The sequence below is a fragment of the Pseudomonas sp. Y3 TE3536 genome (genome assembly GCF_053629175.1).
The window spans coordinates 2,026,033-2,043,518 of the sequence record NZ_JBRJHU010000001.1; the positions used below are offsets into that span (position 1 = coordinate 2,026,033).

The window sequence follows — 17,486 nt, forward strand, 5'->3', positions numbered from 1 at the left end:
GTTCTCCGAAGTTGCGCGACGAAGTGCCGCGTGAGCACAGGGTCATGCACCCACGAACATCATCGCAGCCAGAAACAGTTCAGCTGTGCCAATGCCTGCCCTGGTGCGCCAGCAGGCTGTTGGCCTGCTCAGGCCCGTTACTGCCAGCCGCGTAGGGGCGTGGAGCCTGGAAGTGCTCCTCCCAGCCCTTGATGATCGGGTCGATCCAGGCCCAGGCCGCTTCGACCTCATCGCGGCGCATGAACAGCGTCGAATCACCCTCCAAAATGTCCAGCAACAGGCGTTCATAGGCGTCCCAGCGGCGCGTCTGGCCAAATACCTGAGCCAGGTTCAGGTCCAGGTCGACCGGCTCCAGGCGCATGCCCTTGCCAGGGCTCTTGGTCATCATGCGCAAGCTGATACGTTCTTCAGGCTGCAGCTGGATCAGCAGCTGGTTGACCTGGCCGCCGTTGAACAGCTCGTGGGGCACTGGCTTGAACTGGATGACGATCTGCGACGAGCGCCGCGCCATGCGTTTGCCGGTGCGCAGGTAAAAGGGCACGCCGGCCCAGCGCCAGTTGTCGATGTGGGCCTGCACGGCAACGAAGGTCTCGGTGTCGCTGTCGTTGTCCACGTCTTTTTCGAAGTAGTACGCCGGCACTTCCTGCCCGCCGATGCGCCCGGCGCCATATTGGCCGCGTACGGTGGTGTCCTGTACGTCCTGGCCGGTGATTGGCTTCAGGGCACGTAGAATCTTCACTTTCTCGTCCCGCACCGCCTCGGCCTCGAACTGCGCCGGCGGCTCCATGGCCACCAGGCACAGCAACTGCAGCAGGTGGTTTTGCAGCATGTCGCGGGTCGCTCCAGCGCGGTCGTAGTAGCCGCCGCGGTTCTCTACACCCAGGGTTTCGCAGACGCTGATCTGCACATGGTCCACCTGGCTGTTGCGCCAGACCGGCTCCAGCAGGGCGTTGGCGAAACGCAGGGCCATCAGGTTCTGCACGGTCTCCTTGCCCAGGTAGTGGTCGATGCGGAACACCTGGGCTTCCTCGAACACCGCGCCAATCGCTTCATTGATGGCTGTGGCGGACGCCCGTGAATGGCCGATCGGTTTTTCCAGCACGATACGGGCCTCGGGGTCGGCCAGGCCGGCGATGCGCAGGTGGTTGGCGATGGGCACGAACAGGTTGGGGGCGGTGGCCAGGTAGAAGATCCGCGTCAGCCCACCGGGCTCGCCGAGGTAGCGTGCCAGGCGGCCGAAGTCGGCGCTTTGCGCAGCGTCCATGGCGAAGTAGTCGAGCCGGGCGGAGAACCGCTGCCAGACCTCTTCGTCGAAGTCATTACGGGCAATCTGCGCCCGGCAGTGGCGCTCGGCGAGCTTCAAGTAATCGGTACGTGGCAGGTTGCGCCGCGCCAGGGCGATGATCCGCACGGCGTTGTTCAGGCGAGCCTCGCGAAACAGGTGATAGAGCGCTGGAAGCAGTTTGTGCAGGGCCAGATCGCCGGTGCCACCGAAGACCAGAATGTCGCAAGGAATAGTCAAACCACCACTCTCCACGTTCGTTTAACTGGGCGGGTTGGCGCCCATGTAGTATAACTACAAGAAAGCTACATCCCGGCCAGCCGATCATAACCGAGTCCAGCCCGTGAATCTGTTGCAACATATCGCCCAATCGCGCCACCTGCTGCGCAAATCGGAACTGAAAGTGGCCGACCACGTGCTGCTAGACCCGGCTGCCGTCATGCACAGCTCGATGGCCGACTTGGCGCACAACGTGGGTATCAGTGAACCGACCATCGTGCGTTTCTGCCGGGCGATAGGTTGTTCAGGTTTCCAGGACCTCAAGTTGAAGCTGGCGCAGAGCCTGGCCGCCGGGGCCAGTTTTGGCCAGTTCGCGATCCATGAAGATGATTCGGTCGCCGATTACAGCCTGAAGATCTTCGACACTACCTTGCACACGCTGATGGAAGTGCGCGAGCACCTCGACCCGCAGGCGCTGCAGCAGGCCGTGAGCGCGATGGCGCAGGCGCAGCGTGTGGAGTTCTACGGTTTTGGCGCGTCCGGCGCGGTGGCTGCCGATGCCCAGCACAAATTCTTCCGCCTGCTGCTCAGTGCCGCCGCCTATTCCGACCCGCACATGCAGGCCATGTCGGCGGTCACCTTGAAGCCAGGCGATGTAGCGGTGTGCATTTCCCAGTCGGGCCGTTCCAAAGACCTGCTGATCACCGCCAACCTGGTGCGTGAAAGTGGCGCCAACCTGATCACCCTGTGCCCGAGCGCAACCCCGTTGGCGGAGCTTTCCACCGTCAACTTGGCGATCGACGTGCATGAAGACACCGAGATCTACACCCCGCTGACCTCCCGCATTGCGCACCTGGTGGTGATCGATGTGCTGGCCATGGGCGTTGCCATGGCGCGTGGGCCGAGCCTGGTCAACCACCTCAAGAGCGTGAAGCGCAGTTTGCGCAGCCTGCGGTTGTCGCCCAAGTCGATCAAGGCTACCGACGACTGACCCTCGCGATCATCTGCACGGCCCTTTGTAGCAGCAGCCTTGCGCTGCGAAGAGGCCGGTGAAAACGCCATGAATCTTCGCTGCTATCACTGGCCTCTTCGCAGCACAAGGCTGCTCCTACAGCGGGCGCAAGGCCCGGCGATGAAGCCCGCGAAAATTCATGGTTTTGTAACCTCCCCACCGCAAAACCGTAAACCGCCAGCGCCAGTCTGAAACTCCCGCATCCTAACTGGGAGACAGGCAATGGCTCGTGACTTCGACGGTACGTACCAACCCAACGCCAAGGCTCGCAAGCAGCAGGAAAAGGATCAGCGCCGCATGGAGTATCGCCGCGCGATCGAAAGCTACTGCGACCAGCGTCAATTGCTTCGTGACTTGGCCGACTACCCTGAGCTACAAGCACTCACGGTGTGGCAGGCGTCGGCAGCGACTTCCCCGAAAAACGCTCCACAATTGCGCTGATAAGCACGCGTTCGCTGCGGATGAACGCTAAAAATGCCAGGGCCACCGGTGACTGCCGCTTGGCCTTGGCCTGTACCACGCACCAGCTTCGGTACAGCGGCAGTTCCTCCACCGGCAATTCTTTCAGCACCCCCGTGGCCAGCTCCATGTTCAACGCATGGCGGGTCAGCAGGGCGATGCCCAAACCTGCGATCACACACTCGCGCTGGGCATCGGCCGAGGCCACTTCGAGGGTCTGGGTGAAGTGCACGCGCTTGTCCTTGAAGTACTCCTCGCACGCCTTGCGGGTGCCCGAGCCTTGTTCGCGGACCAGCAGGGTATGAGGCTCAAGGTCTTGCAGGCGCAGGTGCTCGAGCTTGCACAGTGGATGGTCCGGCGGTGCCACGGCGACGATCGGGTTGTTCAAGAACGGCAGAAACTCCAGGCCCATGTCCTGCGGCACCATGGACATGATGATCAGGTCGTCACGGTTGTCCGAAAGGCGCCGTATCGCCTGGGCGCGGTTGACCACCGTGAGCGTCAGGTTGACCTCCGGGTGTCGTTGCTTGAAGGCGGCGAACAGGTGTGGCACGAAGTACTTGGCACTGGACTCGATCGCCAGCTTCAGCTGCCCTTGCAGTGAGCCCTGCATGTCCGACAGTTGCATGTCGAGGCTTTCTAGCCGGCCGAAGATGTCGCGGCTGGCGCGCTGCAGCGCTTCGGCCGCTTCGGTCAGGTAGAGCTTCTTGCCGACGTACTCGAACAGCGGCTGGCCGATCAGTTCTTCAAGCTGGCGGATCTGTAGACTAACGGCGGGTTGCGTGAGCGCCATCTCCTCGGCCGCGCGGCTGTACGAGCGCAGATCGCACACTTCGTTGAAGATCTGTAACTGACGTAAAGTCATACGCATCAAGGACTTACGCATTTTTCTCCAGGCTCCGGCAAAACCTTGTTACGGCACTATAAGCTTTTGCTAATACTGCCCCTAACAAATATTGATTTTTGTTTATCGACCTACAGCGCTAGGGTGAATGTGCGACTGGCCAGCAACGTCTGGTCACGCGCCGACCGGTAGAACCGGCTCGACTGTTCCTACGGCTTTGGGAAGACTCCAGTGATAAAAAAAATCCTGATCGCCAACCGAGGTGAAATCGCAGTTCGGATCGTGCGTGCCTGCGCCGAGATGGGCATTCGCTCGGTAGCGATCTATTCCGACGCCGACCGTCATGCGCTGCACGTGAAGCGCGCTGACGAGGCCCACAGCATCGGTGCCGAGCCGCTGGCCGGGTACCTGAACCCGCGCAAGCTGGTGAACCTCGCTGTCGAAACCGGTTGTGATGCCCTGCACCCGGGTTACGGTTTCTTGTCGGAAAACGCTGAACTGGCAGAGATCTGCGCCGAGCGCGGGATCAAGTTCATCGGCCCGGCTGCCGAAGTCATTCGCCGCATGGGCGACAAGACCGAAGCGCGCCGCACCATGATCAAGGCCGGCGTCCCGGTCACACCGGGCACCGAAGGTAACGTTGCCGATATCCATGAAGCCCTGAGCGAAGGTGACCGCATCGGTTACCCGGTGATGCTCAAGGCCACCTCCGGCGGTGGCGGCCGCGGTATTCGCCGTTGCAACAGCCGTGAAGAGCTGGAGCAGAACTTCCCGCGGGTGATTTCCGAGGCTACCAAGGCCTTCGGTTCGGCGGAAGTGTTCCTGGAAAAGTGCATCGTCAACCCCAAGCACATCGAGGCGCAGATTCTCGGTGACAGCTTCGGCAACGTGGTGCACCTGTTCGAGCGCGACTGCTCCATCCAGCGCCGCAACCAGAAGCTTATCGAGATCGCCCCAAGCCCACAGCTCACCCCCGAGCAGCGTGCCTACATCGGCGACCTGGCGGTGCGTGCAGCCAAGGCTGTGAATTACGAAAACGCCGGTACCGTGGAGTTCTTGCTCGCCGATGGCGAGGTGTACTTCATGGAAATGAACACCCGGGTGCAGGTGGAGCACACCATCACCGAGGAAATCACTGGCATCGACATCGTGCGTGAGCAGATCCGCATCGCGTCGGGCCTGCCGCTGTCGGTCAAGCAGGAAGACATCCAGCACCGCGGCTACGCGCTGCAGTTCCGGATCAACGCCGAAGACCCGAAAAACAACTTCCTGCCCAGCTTTGGCAAGATCACCCGTTACTACGCACCCGGCGGCCCAGGCGTGCGCACCGACACGGCCATCTACACCGGCTACACCATTCCGCCGTTCTACGACTCCATGTGCCTGAAACTGGTGGTCTGGGCATTGACCTGGGAAGAAGCCATGGACCGCGGCCTGCGGGCCCTGGACGACATGCGCGTGCAAGGGGTGAAAACCACCGCGGCGTATTACCAGGAAATCCTGCGCAACCCGGAATTCCGTAGCGGCCAGTTCAACACCAGCTTCGTCGAAAGCCACCCTGAACTGACCAACTACTCGATCAAGCGCAAACCCGAAGAGCTGGCCCTGGCCATCGCCGCCGCCATCGCCGCCCACGCAGGCCTGTGAGGAACCTAATAATGTCCAAGAAAATCCACGTAACCGACACGATCCTGCGCGACGCCCACCAGTCCCTGCTGGCCACCCGCATGCGTACCGAAGACATGCTGCCGATCTGCGAAAAGCTCGACAAAGTCGGCTACTGGTCGCTGGAAGTCTGGGGCGGTGCCACTTTCGACGCCTGTGTGCGCTTCCTCAAGGAAGACCCGTGGGAGCGCCTGCGCAAGCTGCGCGCCGCGCTGCCCAACACCCGCCTGCAAATGCTGCTGCGCGGCCAGAACCTGCTGGGCTACCGCCACTACAGCGATGACGTGGTCAAAGCCTTTGTCGCCAAGGCCGCCGTCAACGGCATCGATGTGTTCCGCATCTTCGACGCCATGAACGATGTGCGTAACCTGCGCGTGGCCATCGAAGCGGTCAAGGCCGCCGGCAAGCACGCCCAGGGCACCATCGCCTACACCACCAGCCCGGTGCACACCATCGAAGCCTTCGTGAACCAGGCCAAGCAGATGGAAGCCATGGGTTGCGACTCGGTGGCGATCAAGGACATGGCCGGCCTGCTGACCCCGTTTGCCACGGGCGAGCTGGTCAAGGCACTGAAGGCCGAGCAGTCGCTGCCGGTGTTCATCCACTCCCACGACACCGCCGGCCTGGCTGCCATGTGCCAGCTCAAGGCTGTGGAAAACGGTGCCGACCACATCGACACCGCAATCTCCAGCTTCGCCTGGGGCACCAGCCACCCAGGCACCGAGTCGATGGTCGCGGCGCTCAAGGGCAGCGAGTTCGACACAGGCCTGGACCTGGAGCTGCTGCAGGAAATCGGCCTGTACTTCTACGCCGTGCGCAAGAAGTACCACCAGTTCGAAAGCGAGTTCACCGCGGTGGACACCCGCGTGCAGGTCAACCAGGTGCCGGGCGGCATGATTTCCAACCTGGCCAACCAGCTCAAGGAGCAAGGCGCCCTCAACCGCATGAACGAAGTGCTGGCGGAAATCCCGCGGGTGCGTGAAGACCTCGGCTTCCCACCGCTGGTGACCCCGACTTCGCAGATCGTCGGTACCCAGGCGTTCTTCAACGTGCTGGCCGGCGAGCGCTACAAGACCATCACCAACGAGGTGAAGCTGTACCTGCAAGGCGGTTACGGCAAGGCCCCGGGCGTGGTCAACGAGCAACTGCGCCGCCAGGCCATTGGCAGCGAAGAAGTGATCGACGTGCGCCCGGCCGACCTGCTCAAGCCAGAAATGACCAAGCTGCGTAACGACATCGGCGCCCTGGCGCGTTGCGAAGAAGACGTGCTGACCTTCGCCATGTTCCCGGACATCGGCCGCAAGTTCCTCGAAGAGCGTGAAGCCGGCACCCTGACCCCCGAAGCCCTGTTGCCGATCCCGGAAGCCGGCGCTATTGCCGCACCTGGCGGCGAAGGCGTGCCGACCGAGTTCGTCATCGACGTGCACGGCGAAACCTACCGTGTGGACATCACCGGTGTGGGCGTGAAGGCAGAGGGCAAGCGTCACTTCTACCTGTCGATCGACGGCATGCCGGAAGAAGTGGTGTTCGAGCCGCTCAACGAGTTCGTCGGCGGCGGCGGCAGCAAGCGCAAGCAGGCCACCGACCCCGGCCATGTCAGCACCACCATGCCTGGCAACATCGTCGATGTACTGGTCAAGGAAGGCGACATGGTCAAGGCCGGCCAAGCCGTGCTGATCACCGAAGCCATGAAGATGGAGACCGAAGTGCAGGCAGCGATCGCCGGCAAAGTCGTGGCCATCCACGTGGCCAAGGGCGACCGCGTGACCCCGGGCGAGATCCTGATCGAGATCGAAGGTTGATAAAAACCTTTAGCTAAAAAGCGGTTTACCTCTGGGGAGCGGATGCTCCCCTTTTTTATGCATTAAATTGCATATTTTGAACGGTAGCCGTCGAAAATATGCATTTTAATGCATAAATAGTGGGTTTATGGCCGTCAAATATGCACTATATTGCAGGTGTTGCTGCCTGTGGGCCTTGGTCATGTACTCGATAACGCTACAAATCTACGCTGATTGCGCTTGGCAAGATGCGATGACGCTCTCTTTCGCTCAGCCGGAACAGGGCTTCGTCGGCCCTTGCTCAATTGCCTATGAATCGTCCTACATCAGGGCCAACCTTGATGCTTACCAGAGCCAGTTCGCGAAAGCGGTAAGTGCTCGCTTGCCTGTGGATTTCGATAGTTTTTCGCTCTCCGGAGCCCCTGCATTCATCCATGACATCGCGCCTTCGGGGGCTGCGAAGCGATTTCTGCTGGCGCATATGGGGCGAGAGAAACCGGAGGGCCTGAGTGACGACATGTTCCTGCTAGCCAGAAGCACACCAGCTCCAATAGGTAACCTGCGGGTCAAGGAGTCGATGACGCACCTCGACACGCGTGAGCCGATGGGGTTCAGCAGGCAGGATGTAGTCAGTCGTGACCAGCAATTTCTCGAGTACGCATATGAACAGGGTGCTGCAATAGGCGGAGCGACCGGCGCGGGGGGAGAGGCGCCCAAACTGTTGATGACAGAAGGCCAAGACGGTCTGCTGTACCCAGATGCTGCCCTTGAGGATGCACAGGCCAGACGACATTGGTTCATCAAATTCGCTCGCAACCAAGCCCTTAAAAATGATCAGGAAATACTCAGGGCCGAGTACCTGTATTACCGGGCATTGCACACGCTGGGTATCGAGACGGTGGCCACCGATGAAATGGCCTTGGAAGAGGGTGAGAAACCCAGTCTCTGGATGCGCAGGTTCGACCGCACAGTGACTGAACATGGCGTAGAGCGATTTGCCGTGGAGTCTATCTATTCGTTGGCCGGCATCACCCTGCCGGGTAGCCGGCTGGACCACCGGGACGTGCTGACGGGCTTGGTACGGCTCTGGAAAGAGGCCGGTCAAGAGCAACAGGTAAATGACCTGATTGCCGAGTACCTGCGCCGAGACCTGATCAACAAGATACTGGGCAACTCGGACAATCATGGGCGCAACATGGCCGTCATTCGCGCAGATGACAGGTTGCGGTTGGCGCCGATCTACGATTTGGCGCCCATGGTGTTGGATGCCGAAGGTGTCACCCGCACGACCAAATGGTCATCCGATATTGAGCGTGCTGGAGAGGTCGACTGGCGCAGGGCGTGTGAGAGCCTGTCGCCATTGATCAGTCCTGAGCAGGCGTTCGAACAATTGCGTCAGGATGCGGCTCTGCTGTTGGCACTTCCGGATCTGCTCCGCGACTCTGGCTTGCCGGAGGTGGTGATGAATCATCCTGCTGTTGCGCTAAGACAACTCGAGCAGCGTTTTAGAGGGTGGGGCCTGCTATGACACTGACACCCGAGCAACGGGCCAAAGTCATTGATGATGTTCAGCAATGGATCGCCGACGGTACGTGGGACATGGGTACGGCAGTACGTCATTTGCGCGTGACGGTGGCAGGGCTTCAACAGTCCCAGTTTGCTCGCATGTGCAAGGTATCGTTGCGCACCCTTATCCAGATCGAGGGGGGCGAGGGCAACCCTACTCTCAAATCAATGAATGCCGTACTACGCCCGTTTGGTCTTCAGGTAGGCGTGGTCAGACGCCAGCGTCAGGTCATCTGACGCCGGCTTTCAGTGCTGATAGCCCTTGCCAAAATGCCGCTCCAGCTTGGCCTGCACCAGTTCCAGCAAAATCGACAGCACCCAGTAGATCACCGCTGCGGTCGTCAGCATCTCCAGGTAGCGGTAGCTGGAACGGCCATAGGACTGGGCCAGGAACATCACTTCCCACACGCCCATCACCGAAATCAGCGACGAGTCCTTGAGCATCGAAATGAACTGGTTGGCGCTTGGCGGGATGATGGTGCGCATGGCCTGGGGCAGGGTGACGTGCCAGAAGATCTGCGCAGGGCCGAGGCCTAGCGCCATCGCCGCCTGGCGTTGCCCGGGGGCCACGCCAAGAATGCCGGCTCGGAAGATTTCGCTGAGGTAGGCGCCATAGTTCAGCGACAGGGCGATGATGCCGGCACTGATGGCCCCAGGCACCACACCGAGCTGCGGCAAGCCCAGGTAGATCAGCAGGATCTGGATCAGCAGCGGTGTGCCACGGAAAAACGACGTGTAGAAGCTGGCGATGCCCAGCAACACTGCGCTGCTCGACAGGCGTGCCAGCGCTGCAGCGAAGCCCAGTGCCACGGAAACGACGATGGAGCACACGCACAGGAACAGGGTCAGCGCCGCGCCCTGCAAGAAGCCGTTCGGCCCCAGCTTGAACCCCGCCAGATACGGGAATTTCTCGACAATGATCGAAAACTTGAGGTCAAAGCTCAGGAAAAACGCGGCAAACAGCACAAACAGCCCAACCCAGGTCAGGTATAGGCGTGTGCGGAATCCGAACAGTCCAGCGCCCGAGGCTTTGGCAGTCGGGCGAGGGGCAGGTTGATGAGCACTCATTTACTGATATCGGCGCCGATCCATTTCTGGGACAGCTTGGCCAAGGTACCGTCGGCCTTGAGCTCGGCAAAAACTTGGCGCAGCTTGGCATCCCACTCCGGGTCGCCTTTTTCGATGGCCACCGAGTTGGGTTCTTCATAAAGCGGCGCGCCGGCCAGTTTGAAGCGTTTGTCCTGGTCGAGGCGGGGCTGGGCGGTGACCAGGTTGGTCAGGATCGCGTCCAGGCGCACGCCGGCACCCAGGCCCAGGTCCTGGAAGGCGACGTTGTCGGTGTCGTAGGGGGCGATTTGCACCATTTCGAAGGGGTAATCGATTTTTTTGTCTTCGTTGCCTTCGATGACCAGGTTCTTGTTCAGGTAGCTCTCGTAGCTGGATGCGCTGGTCAAGCCGACCTTGCGGCCATCCAGGTCCTTGGCCGAATGAATGCGATCGTCCTTGGCGTTGACCACGATCACGGCGGGCGAGGCGTAGTACTCGACCGGGAAATCAAACACCTCGGCGCGCGCCTTGCTTGGCGTCATGGAGCAGATGCAAAGGTCGTAGCGGCCACTCCAGCGGCCCGCGGCAATCACATCCCAGGACGGCGTTTCCAGGCGCAGCTTGACGCCCAGTTTTTCGGCGACGGCCTTGGCCACATCCACGTCAAAACCATCGAGCTGGTTCTGCGCGTTCAGGAACGAGAACGGCGGATAGCTTTCCATCAGCACGTTGACCATTTCCTTGCGCGATTCCACTCGCTCCAACGTGGCGCCTGCGAAGGCTTGAGTGGTGGCACACAGGGCGATGAGGCCGGTGCCGAGCAAGGTAAGCAAGCGCATGGAAGTACCTGAAAAAGTTGTTGGACAATCGGTGCTGGGTATTTAATAGTTATAACAAGTTGCACACTAATGAATTTTATTCATAAACATATAAGTGATAGTCATATGGGCGAACGATCGCTGGTAATTCTGGATGGCGGTATGGGGCGAGAGCTGCAGCGTCGTGGTGCGCCGTTTCGGCAGCCCGAGTGGTCAGCGCTGGCCTTGAGCGAAGCACCTGAGGCGGTGCTGGCGGTGCATACGGCGTATATCGAGGCCGGGGCTCAGGTCATCACCAGCAACAGCTATGCGGTAGTGCCCTTCCATATTGGTGAAGAGCGGTTCGCCCAGGAAGGGCGCACATTGGCTGCAACGGCGGGGCAATTGGCCCGTGCGGCAGCCGATGCGGCTGCCGCGCGGGTACGCGTTGCCGGTTCGCTGCCGCCGTTGTTCGGCTCTTATCGCCCGGACCTGTATCAGCCCGAGCGCGTCGCCGAAGTGCTGACCCCCCTGCTGGCCGGTCTGTCGCCCTACGTGGACCTGTGGCTGGCAGAAACCCAGAGCTCGATCGAAGAAGTTCGGGCCATCGGCGCGCAACTGCCGCAGGACGGCAGGCCGTTCTGGGTATCGTTCACGCTGCAGGACGAAGGTGATATCGACGTACCGCGGCTGCGTTCCGGACAAACGGTCGCCGACGCGGCCGAAGCGATTGCCGGGCTGGGTGTCAGTACGCTGTTGTTCAACTGCAGCCAGCCTGAGGTGATTGGCGCGGCGCTGGACGTGGCGCGCGAGACCTTCGAGCGCCTGGGCGTGGACATCGCCATCGGCGCCTACGCCAATGCCTTCCCGCCACAGCCCAAGGACGCCACCGCCAACGATGGCCTCGATGAGCTGCGTGAAGACCTTGACCCACCGGGTTACCTGAGCTGGGCCAGCAACTGGCGGCAACGCGGCGCGAGCCTGCTCGGCGGTTGCTGTGGTATTGGCCCGGAGCACATTTCGGCGCTCAAGGCCAACCTGGCCTGATCACCCGTTGCGGCAGGCTTCCAGCGTCCTGGCTTGCCCCTCAGGGCGCTGGTTGTCGGCACTCAACCAGCGCTCGAACCCTGCCGCCACCTGTGGCCATTCATCATCGGTAATCGAGTACCACGCGGTGTCGCGGTTGTGGTCCTTGACCACCAGGTGCTTGCGGAAAACCCCTTCGTAGACAAAGCCAAACCGTTCTGCCGCGCGCTTGGAGCGGGCATTGGCGTTGTTGCACTTCCACTCGAGCCTGCGGTTGCCCAGCTCGAACGCCCGCTTACCCAGCAGGTACACCGCTTCGGTGCCCTTGGGCGTGCGCTGCATGGCGGCGCCGAAGGCGATGTGGCCGATCTCGATGCGGCCATGGTCGGGCACGATCGACATCAGGCTGAGAATGCCCTGGGCCTGGCCGGTGGGGCGGTCGATGACGGTATAGAACAACGGGTCGGTGCTGGCGGCATGGCCCTGCAGCCAGCGGTCGAAGGCGCTGCGTTCCGGGAATGGGCCATAGGGCAGGTAATCCCACAGGACCGGGTCGGCATTCGGGCCTTGCAGTACGTCCCAGAGGTCGTCGCCGTGGCGCGCCGGGTCGAGTTTTTCCAGGCGGATGAAGTGGCCCTCGATGGGCGCTGCCGTGGGCGCGGTGGCGGGTTTCCAGTTCAGTGCGTCAGTCATGTCGTGCCTACAGCCCTTTGCGAAATTGAATGAAGCCCGGCCGCTCGGCGACCTGTTGGTACAGGCTGATGGCGGTGGCGTTGGTCTCGTGGGTCAGCCAGTGCACCTTAGCGCAGCCGGCAGCCTTGGCAGTGGCATAGACATGCTCGATCAGTTGGCGGCCGATGCCTAGGCCGCGCTGCGTGTTATCCACATAAAGGTCCTGCAGGTAGCACGAATTTTCGATGCTCCAGTTGGAACGATGATAGATCCAGTTGACCATTCCTACGGCGTTGCCATCGACCCAGGCCAGGGCCGAGTGGGTGGGCTCGTTGGGGTCGAGCAGGCGCTGCCAGGTGTTGGCGCTGACCGCTTCGGCCAATTCGGTCTCATAGAAGCGCAAGTAAGCCTGCCACAGGGCAAGCCAGGCTGCATGGTCGTTGGCGCTGACGGGGCGCAGAGTGACGCTGGGCATGGGCTTTTCCTTCAGAGTTGGCGCATGTGCGCCGCCAGTTGGTTGTCAGGGTAGTCGGCACTGCCGCTCAGGCCTTCACGCACGCCTGCGATGTCCTCGGCCGAACGGTTTTGGCTGAGCTTGCGGGCGCCTTGCAGGCGGGCGATCGGCAGGCGTATGCCGACAATGGCGCGCAGCATGCCGTCGAGGTAGTCGCTGGGGGCGTCGGAGACCTTCCAGGGTTCACTGCGGCCCTGCTCGTGACGGTCGGTCAGGCGGCTGACGATCTGCAGCAGGGGCGCGGCTTCGTGGATCACTTCAACCGGGCCGTAGGCGTGCACCGCCAGGTAGTTCCAGGTCGGTACCACCTTGGGGTTCTCGGCCTTGCTGGGGTAGTAGCTGGGGCTGACATAAGCGTCAGCGCCGGGGAACACCAGCAGCGCTTCAGTGCCTTGCTCCAGGTCTTTCCACTGAGCATTGGCCCGCGCCAAGTGCGCGTAGACCGTGCCGAACTCGCCTTGCTCGGGGTCGATCAACACCGGCAGGTGGGTGGCCAGCAGCCCGTGTTCGCCGTGGCTGATAAGCACGGCAAGGCGGGTATCGGCCATGTGCTGGTGCAGGCGATCGAGGTCGTGTTCCTGGTGGGGCTTGCTGTTGTACATGGTGGGTTCCTTGTCGAATGGCTCCATCCTAGGCAGGCTATTGGTTCTGTGTAAGATCCATTTATGACTGATTTGACAGGTCCAATACGGTGAACAAGCGCCCCCTCATCTTGCCCTTCGACCCCGCTGGCATCGTGCTGGACCGCCAGCGAGGGCTCAGCCAGCAGCTTTACCAGGCCTTGCGTGCACGGGTGCTGGATGGGCGCCTGAGCAGCGGTACGCGGTTACCGGCCAGCCGTGACCTGGCAGCCATCCTCGCGCTGTCGCGCAACAGTGTGGTGCGTGCCTACGACCAGTTGTATGCCGAAGGGTATATCGAGAGCCGGGTGGGGGACGGCACCTATGTCACCCAGCTCGATAAACTATCCACACAACTGTCCACAGGGTTATCCCTAGGGTTATCAACAGGTTTATCCACATTTTCCTCAGAAAAGACTGAGGATTTATCCAGCTGTGAGCGCACCAGCGAGCCTTTGGAGCGTCTGAAAAGTAACCATTTGCCGCCTCCCAGAAGTGGCGCGCCGCGCGCATTCCGGGTGGGTATTCCGGCCTTCGATCTGTTCCCGTTTGACGTCTGGGCCAAGCTGCAAGCGGGTTTCTGGCGTAACCCGGACCCTGCGCAGCTGGGCTACGGCGAACCGGCAGGCGAGCTGCAGCTGCGTGAGCTGATTGCCACCTATTTACGCCGTTCGCGGGGCTTATCGTGCACGGCTGAACAAATTGTGATCACCAGTGGTGCACAGCAGGCCATCAGCCTTTGTGCACAGTTGCTGTTGCAGCCTGGCGAGGGGGTGGCTGTGGAAAACCCGGGCTACCGGGCCGCCGGGCATACCTTCGCCGTGGCGGGTGGCAGGGTGATGGGTGTGCCAGTGGATGACGAGGGCATGGATTGCCAGCGGCTGATGCAATTGGCGGACTGCCGCCTGGCCTATGTGACGCCAGCCCACCAGTACCCGACCGGGGTGACCATGAGCCTGGCACGGCGCCTGGCATTGCTGGCCTGGGCCGAGCGCAGCGATGGCTGGATCATCGAAGACGATTACGACGGCGAGTACCGCTACAGCGGTGCGCCATTGGCACCGCTGGCGGCATTGGACCGGCAGGGGCGGGTGCTGTACATCGGCACGTTCGGCAAGATTGCCTTCCCCGCGCTACGCCTGGGCTACCTGGTGTTGCCTGGGCGCCTGGTGCAGGCCTTCAGCCAGGGGCGGGCGTTGGCCATGCGGCATTCGGAGGTCAGTAGCCAGTGCGTGATGGCCGAGTTCATGGCCCAGGGGCATTTTCAGCGGCACATCCGGCGTATGCGCCGGGCGGCGTTGAGCCGGCGCAACGTGCTCAAGGCGGGCTGGCCTGTGGAGGTTCCAGGCTTGGGCGCCATGCCGGAAGTGGCGGCGGGGCTGCACGTGAAGGTAGATGTGGATAACTTTGCGCGGGAACAAGCGTTGGTCGCCAAGGCTGAAGGGGTTGGCGTTGAGGTGAATCCGCTGAGTAGTTACTGGTTGGATGACAGCGAGGTGCCTGTGGATAAGCGGGCAGGGTTGGTGCTGGGGTTTGCGGCTGTGCCGGAAGGCGACATCGCCAATGCACTGATGCGATTGCGCAGTGCCTGGCGAAAGTGAACGGGGCCGCTGTGCGGCCCAATCGACACCTTTTGCGCCAAGCCTTACCCCGGTAGGAGCAGCCTTGTGCTGCGAAGAGGCCGATAAAAGCAGCGAAGATGCTGCTGGGTTTACTGGCCTCTTCGCAGCGCAAGGCTGCTCCTACAGCGATGTGGGCTGTGGCCTACATACCCATTAGGTGCCGGACTTGATGCGCGTCCAGGCCCTGGTGCGCGCGCGCTCGGCGTCGCGTGGCAACGGCTTGAGGGTGTACAGCTTGGCCATCGCTTCCGCCGTCGGGTAAAGGTTGGGGTTATTGCGAATCGCCGGGTTCACCTTCTCGGTGGCGTCCTTGTTTGGGTTCGGATAGCCGACAAAATCACTGATCGGCGCAATCACCTCCGGGCGCAGCAGGTAGTTGATGAAGGTGTGGGCGTCTTCGGCGTTGGCGGCGTTTTTCGGAATGGCCAGCATATCGAACCAGATCGGCGCACCTTCCTTGGGCAGGCGCATGTCGACCACCACGCCATTCTTCGCATCGCGGGCCCGGTTGGCGGCCTGCGAGAAGCTGCCGCTGTATCCCACCGCCACGCAGATGTCGCCGTTGGCGATGTCGGCCATGTACTTGGAGGAATGGAAGTACGTGACGTGCGGGCGAATCTTCAGCAGCAGCTCTTCGGCCTTCTTGTAGTCGGCCGGCTTGTCGCTGTTGGGCGGCAAGCCCAGGTATTGCAGGGCCAGTGGCAAGATCTCCGAGGGCGAATCGAGCAAGGCAACGCCGCACTGCTTGAGCTTGGCGATGTTCTCTTCCTTGAAGATCAGGTCCCAGCTGTCCACAGGCGCGTTCTCACCCAGCGCAGCCTTGACCTTGGCCGGGTTGAAGCCGATCAGCACGGTGCCGTACATGTAGGGCACGGCAAACTTGTTGCCGGGGTCGTTGGCCTCGATCAGCTTCATCAGTGCCGGGTCCAGGTGTTGCCAGTTCGGCAGCTTGCTGCGGTCCAGTGGCTGGAACACGCCAGCCTCGATCTGCTTGGCAAGGAACACGTTGGACGGCACCACCACGTCATACCCGGAGTTGCCGGTCAGCAGCTTGGCTTCCAGTGCCTCGTTGGTGTCGAAAATGTCGTAGATCAGCTTTACGCCGCTGTCTTTCTGAAAGTCGACCAAGGTCTGCGGGGTGATGTAATCGAACCAGTTGTAGACCCGCAGGGTGCGCTGTTCGGCCTGGGCCTGCAGGGCGCCGGTGAACAGGGTGGCAGCGATGATCGGGGCGAGCAGACGCTTGAGTCGGGCCATTATCGGGCTCCTGGCTGGGCGCGCTGGAAACCTTCCAGCACATTGACCGCGTTGATGCCGATTTCTTCCACAGCGTAGCCGCCTTCCATCACGAACAGGGTCGGCTTGCCGAGCTGGGCGATGCGTTTGCCCATTTCCAGGTAGTCAGGGCTGTCCAGCTTGAACTGGGAGATTGGGTCGTCCTTGAAGGTGTCCACCCCGAGCGAGATCACCAGCACATCGGCGTCGTAGGCAGCGATGCGCTGGCACGCGTCTTCCAGCGCTGCGCTCCAGGCGGCCCAGTCACTGCCGGCCGGCAACGGGTAGTTGATGTTGCAGCCTTCACCTGCGCCTTCGCCCGTTTCGTCGGCATAGCCGAGGAAGAACGGGAATTCGTCCTGCGGGTCGCCGTGGATCGAGGCGAAGAACACATCGCTGCGGCTGTAGAAGATGTCTTGGGTGCCGTTGCCGTGGTGATAGTCGACGTCGAGGATGGCGACTTTGGCGCGGCCTTGGTCCAGGAAGGCCTGGGCAGCGATGGCTGCGTTGTTCAGGTAGCAGTAACCGCCCATGACTTCGCCGGCGGCATGGTGCCCCGGTGGGCGGCACAGGGCGAACGCCGAATGGGCGCCTTGCTGGATGGCGGCCTGGGCCGTGAGCGCGACCTGGGCGGCGCTGTAGGCGGCTTGCCAGGTACCGGCGGTAATCGGCGCGCCGGCGTCGAAGCTGTAGTAGCCAAGCTCGCCATGCAGGCCGGTGGGTTTGACCTGGCGCAGGGTGCGGGCTGGCCAGGTGAAAGGCAGCAGGTCGCCTTCGTGGCCCAACGCGGCCCAGCGCGCCCAAGCGCCTTCAAAAAAGTCCAGGTAGTCGGCGCTGTGGACGCGCAGCAGCGGCGCGCGGCCGAAGTCGTCCGGCGCCTTCACGTCGCCCAGCTGGCGCTTGTTCACTTGATCGAGCACATGGTCGGCGCGCGAAGGCATTTCGAAGCAGGGCATCAGCTTGCCGTCGATCAGCTCGCAGCGGCCGTGGTGCAGGCGGTGGTCATCGGAATAGATCGTCAGCATTGTTGTTCTCCGGTTGGACTGGCGTGGGCCCATTTTCAGGGGCAGCCCGGTAGCGGAGAA

Annotated in this window: 17 protein-coding genes; 8 read left to right on the forward strand and 9 right to left on the reverse strand. The window is 61.7% G+C overall.

Features of this window, described 5'->3' with window-relative positions; all coding sequences use genetic code 11:
• Nucleotides 1-79: 79 nt before the first annotated feature.
• Nucleotides 80-1,522, reverse strand: coding sequence for a glucose-6-phosphate dehydrogenase (zwf, locus tag AB7M33_RS09165; RefSeq protein ID WP_454242745.1), 1,443 nt, complete (start codon nt 1,520-1,522; stop codon nt 80-82).
• Nucleotides 1,523-1,625: 103 nt separating this feature from the next.
• On the opposite strand from zwf, the gene hexR reads away from it, so the two are divergent.
• Both hexR and AB7M33_RS09175 read left to right on the forward strand, forming a co-directional pair.
• Complete coding sequence (gene hexR / locus AB7M33_RS09170; RefSeq protein ID WP_027592102.1) at nt 1,626-2,492, forward strand: transcriptional regulator HexR; 867 nt, start codon at nt 1,626-1,628, stop codon at nt 2,490-2,492.
• Nucleotides 2,493-2,735: 243 nt separating this feature from the next.
• Complete coding sequence (locus tag AB7M33_RS09175; protein ID WP_081717438.1) at nt 2,736-2,954, forward strand: PA3496 family putative envelope integrity protein; 219 nt, start codon at nt 2,736-2,738, stop codon at nt 2,952-2,954.
• Here the strand turns inward: AB7M33_RS09175 and AB7M33_RS09180 are convergent.
• Nucleotides 2,896-3,858 carry a LysR family transcriptional regulator gene (locus tag AB7M33_RS09180; RefSeq protein WP_027592103.1) on the reverse strand — a complete coding sequence of 321 codons (963 nt, stop codon included), beginning with the start codon at nt 3,856-3,858 and terminating at the stop codon, nt 2,896-2,898. The genes AB7M33_RS09175 and AB7M33_RS09180 overlap by 59 nt on opposite strands.
• Nucleotides 3,859-4,047: 189 nt before the next feature.
• Here AB7M33_RS09180 and AB7M33_RS09185 point away from each other — a divergent pair, with 189 nt between their 5' ends.
• The 4 genes from AB7M33_RS09185 (at nt 4,048) to AB7M33_RS09200 (ending at nt 9,065) form a co-directional block, all read left to right on the forward strand.
• Complete coding sequence (locus AB7M33_RS09185; protein ID WP_027592104.1) at nt 4,048-5,463, forward strand: acetyl-CoA carboxylase biotin carboxylase subunit; 1,416 nt, start codon at nt 4,048-4,050, stop codon at nt 5,461-5,463.
• Nucleotides 5,464-5,474: 11 nt separating this feature from the next.
• The gene (gene oadA / locus AB7M33_RS09190; RefSeq protein WP_027592105.1) at nt 5,475-7,283 is read left to right on the forward strand and encodes a sodium-extruding oxaloacetate decarboxylase subunit alpha; all 1,809 of its coding nucleotides are present in this window, start codon (nt 5,475-5,477) and stop codon (nt 7,281-7,283) included.
• 181 nt (nt 7,284-7,464) lie between these two features.
• On the forward strand, nt 7,465-8,790 hold the full coding sequence (locus AB7M33_RS09195) for a type II toxin-antitoxin system HipA family toxin (RefSeq protein ID WP_454242746.1): 1,326 nt from the start codon (nt 7,465-7,467) through the stop codon (nt 8,788-8,790).
• Nucleotides 8,787-9,065 carry a helix-turn-helix transcriptional regulator gene (locus AB7M33_RS09200; protein WP_027592107.1) on the forward strand — a complete coding sequence of 93 codons (279 nt, stop codon included), beginning with the start codon at nt 8,787-8,789 and terminating at the stop codon, nt 9,063-9,065. The genes AB7M33_RS09195 and AB7M33_RS09200 overlap by 4 nt, the downstream gene beginning before the upstream one ends.
• Nucleotides 9,066-9,074: 9 nt before the next feature.
• Here AB7M33_RS09200 and AB7M33_RS09205 read toward each other — a convergent pair whose 3' ends face one another.
• Together AB7M33_RS09205 and AB7M33_RS09210 are read right to left on the reverse strand one after the other, a co-directional pair.
• Nucleotides 9,075-9,896: an amino acid ABC transporter permease gene (locus AB7M33_RS09205; RefSeq protein ID WP_027592108.1), complete on the reverse strand. Its 822-nt coding sequence runs from the start codon at nt 9,894-9,896 to the stop codon at nt 9,075-9,077.
• A complete protein-coding gene (locus AB7M33_RS09210) occupies nt 9,893-10,714 on the reverse strand; it encodes an ABC transporter substrate-binding protein (protein ID WP_265969812.1) in 822 nt (273 codons plus the stop codon). The genes AB7M33_RS09205 and AB7M33_RS09210 overlap by 4 nt, the downstream gene beginning before the upstream one ends.
• A 105-nt stretch (nt 10,715-10,819) precedes the next feature.
• Here AB7M33_RS09210 and AB7M33_RS09215 point away from each other — a divergent pair, with 105 nt between their 5' ends.
• Nucleotides 10,820-11,719: a homocysteine S-methyltransferase family protein gene (locus AB7M33_RS09215; protein WP_454242747.1), complete on the forward strand. Its 900-nt coding sequence runs from the start codon at nt 10,820-10,822 to the stop codon at nt 11,717-11,719.
• Here the strand turns inward: AB7M33_RS09215 and AB7M33_RS09220 are convergent, their stop codons facing one another.
• From AB7M33_RS09220 to AB7M33_RS09230, 3 genes are read right to left on the reverse strand one after another with little or no spacing between them, the layout of a single operon-like run.
• Nucleotides 11,720-12,391 (reverse strand): GNAT family N-acetyltransferase, encoded by a 672-nt coding sequence (locus AB7M33_RS09220; RefSeq protein WP_186679350.1) that lies wholly within the window; start codon nt 12,389-12,391, stop codon nt 11,720-11,722.
• A gap of 7 nt (nt 12,392-12,398) precedes the next feature.
• On the reverse strand, nt 12,399-12,845 hold the full coding sequence (locus AB7M33_RS09225) for a GNAT family N-acetyltransferase (protein WP_099430823.1): 447 nt from the start codon (nt 12,843-12,845) through the stop codon (nt 12,399-12,401).
• Between the two features lie 11 nt (nt 12,846-12,856).
• The gene (locus AB7M33_RS09230) at nt 12,857-13,486 is read right to left on the reverse strand and encodes an FMN-binding negative transcriptional regulator (protein ID WP_265969815.1); all 630 of its coding nucleotides are present in this window, start codon (nt 13,484-13,486) and stop codon (nt 12,857-12,859) included.
• Between the two features lie 89 nt (nt 13,487-13,575).
• Here AB7M33_RS09230 and pdxR point away from each other — a divergent pair, with 89 nt between their 5' ends.
• Complete coding sequence (gene pdxR, locus AB7M33_RS09235; RefSeq protein WP_454242748.1) at nt 13,576-15,105, forward strand: MocR-like pyridoxine biosynthesis transcription factor PdxR; 1,530 nt, start codon at nt 13,576-13,578, stop codon at nt 15,103-15,105.
• A gap of 174 nt (nt 15,106-15,279) precedes the next feature.
• On the opposite strand, the gene AB7M33_RS09240 is transcribed toward pdxR, so the two are convergent.
• Both AB7M33_RS09240 and AB7M33_RS09245 read right to left on the reverse strand, forming a co-directional pair.
• Nucleotides 15,280-16,383, reverse strand: coding sequence for an extracellular solute-binding protein (locus AB7M33_RS09240; RefSeq protein ID WP_099430820.1), 1,104 nt, complete (start codon nt 16,381-16,383; stop codon nt 15,280-15,282).
• The gene (locus tag AB7M33_RS09245; RefSeq protein WP_252826261.1) at nt 16,383-17,426 is read right to left on the reverse strand and encodes a histone deacetylase family protein; all 1,044 of its coding nucleotides are present in this window, start codon (nt 17,424-17,426) and stop codon (nt 16,383-16,385) included. Before AB7M33_RS09245 ends, AB7M33_RS09240 begins: the two co-directional genes overlap by 1 nt.
• Between the last annotated feature and the right edge of the window lie 60 nt (nt 17,427-17,486).

What these genes read in the sequence shown, in the direction of transcription:
- AB7M33_RS09175 (WP_081717438.1), top strand. Translation starts at nt 2,736, where the DNA reads ATGGCTCGTGACTTCGACGGTACGTACCAACCCAACGCCAAGGCTCGC.
- AB7M33_RS09180 (WP_027592103.1), bottom strand. Translation starts at nt 3,858, where the DNA reads ATGCGTAAGTCCTTGATGCGTATGACTTTACGTCAGTTACAGATCTTC.
- oadA (WP_027592105.1), top strand. Translation starts at nt 5,475, where the DNA reads ATGTCCAAGAAAATCCACGTAACCGACACGATCCTGCGCGACGCCCAC.
- AB7M33_RS09195 (WP_454242746.1), top strand. Translation starts at nt 7,465, where the DNA reads ATGTACTCGATAACGCTACAAATCTACGCTGATTGCGCTTGGCAAGAT.
- AB7M33_RS09200 (WP_027592107.1), top strand. Translation starts at nt 8,787, where the DNA reads ATGACACTGACACCCGAGCAACGGGCCAAAGTCATTGATGATGTTCAG.
- AB7M33_RS09205 (WP_027592108.1), bottom strand. Translation starts at nt 9,896, where the DNA reads ATGAGTGCTCATCAACCTGCCCCTCGCCCGACTGCCAAAGCCTCGGGC.
- AB7M33_RS09210 (WP_265969812.1), bottom strand. Translation starts at nt 10,714, where the DNA reads ATGCGCTTGCTTACCTTGCTCGGCACCGGCCTCATCGCCCTGTGTGCC.
- AB7M33_RS09215 (WP_454242747.1), top strand. Translation starts at nt 10,820, where the DNA reads ATGGGCGAACGATCGCTGGTAATTCTGGATGGCGGTATGGGGCGAGAG.
- AB7M33_RS09220 (WP_186679350.1), bottom strand. Translation starts at nt 12,391, where the DNA reads ATGACTGACGCACTGAACTGGAAACCCGCCACCGCGCCCACGGCAGCG.
- AB7M33_RS09225 (WP_099430823.1), bottom strand. Translation starts at nt 12,845, where the DNA reads ATGCCCAGCGTCACTCTGCGCCCCGTCAGCGCCAACGACCATGCAGCC.
- AB7M33_RS09230 (WP_265969815.1), bottom strand. Translation starts at nt 13,486, where the DNA reads ATGTACAACAGCAAGCCCCACCAGGAACACGACCTCGATCGCCTGCAC.
- AB7M33_RS09240 (WP_099430820.1), bottom strand. Translation starts at nt 16,383, where the DNA reads ATGGCCCGACTCAAGCGTCTGCTCGCCCCGATCATCGCTGCCACCCTG.
- AB7M33_RS09245 (WP_252826261.1), bottom strand. Translation starts at nt 17,426, where the DNA reads ATGCTGACGATCTATTCCGATGACCACCGCCTGCACCACGGCCGCTGC.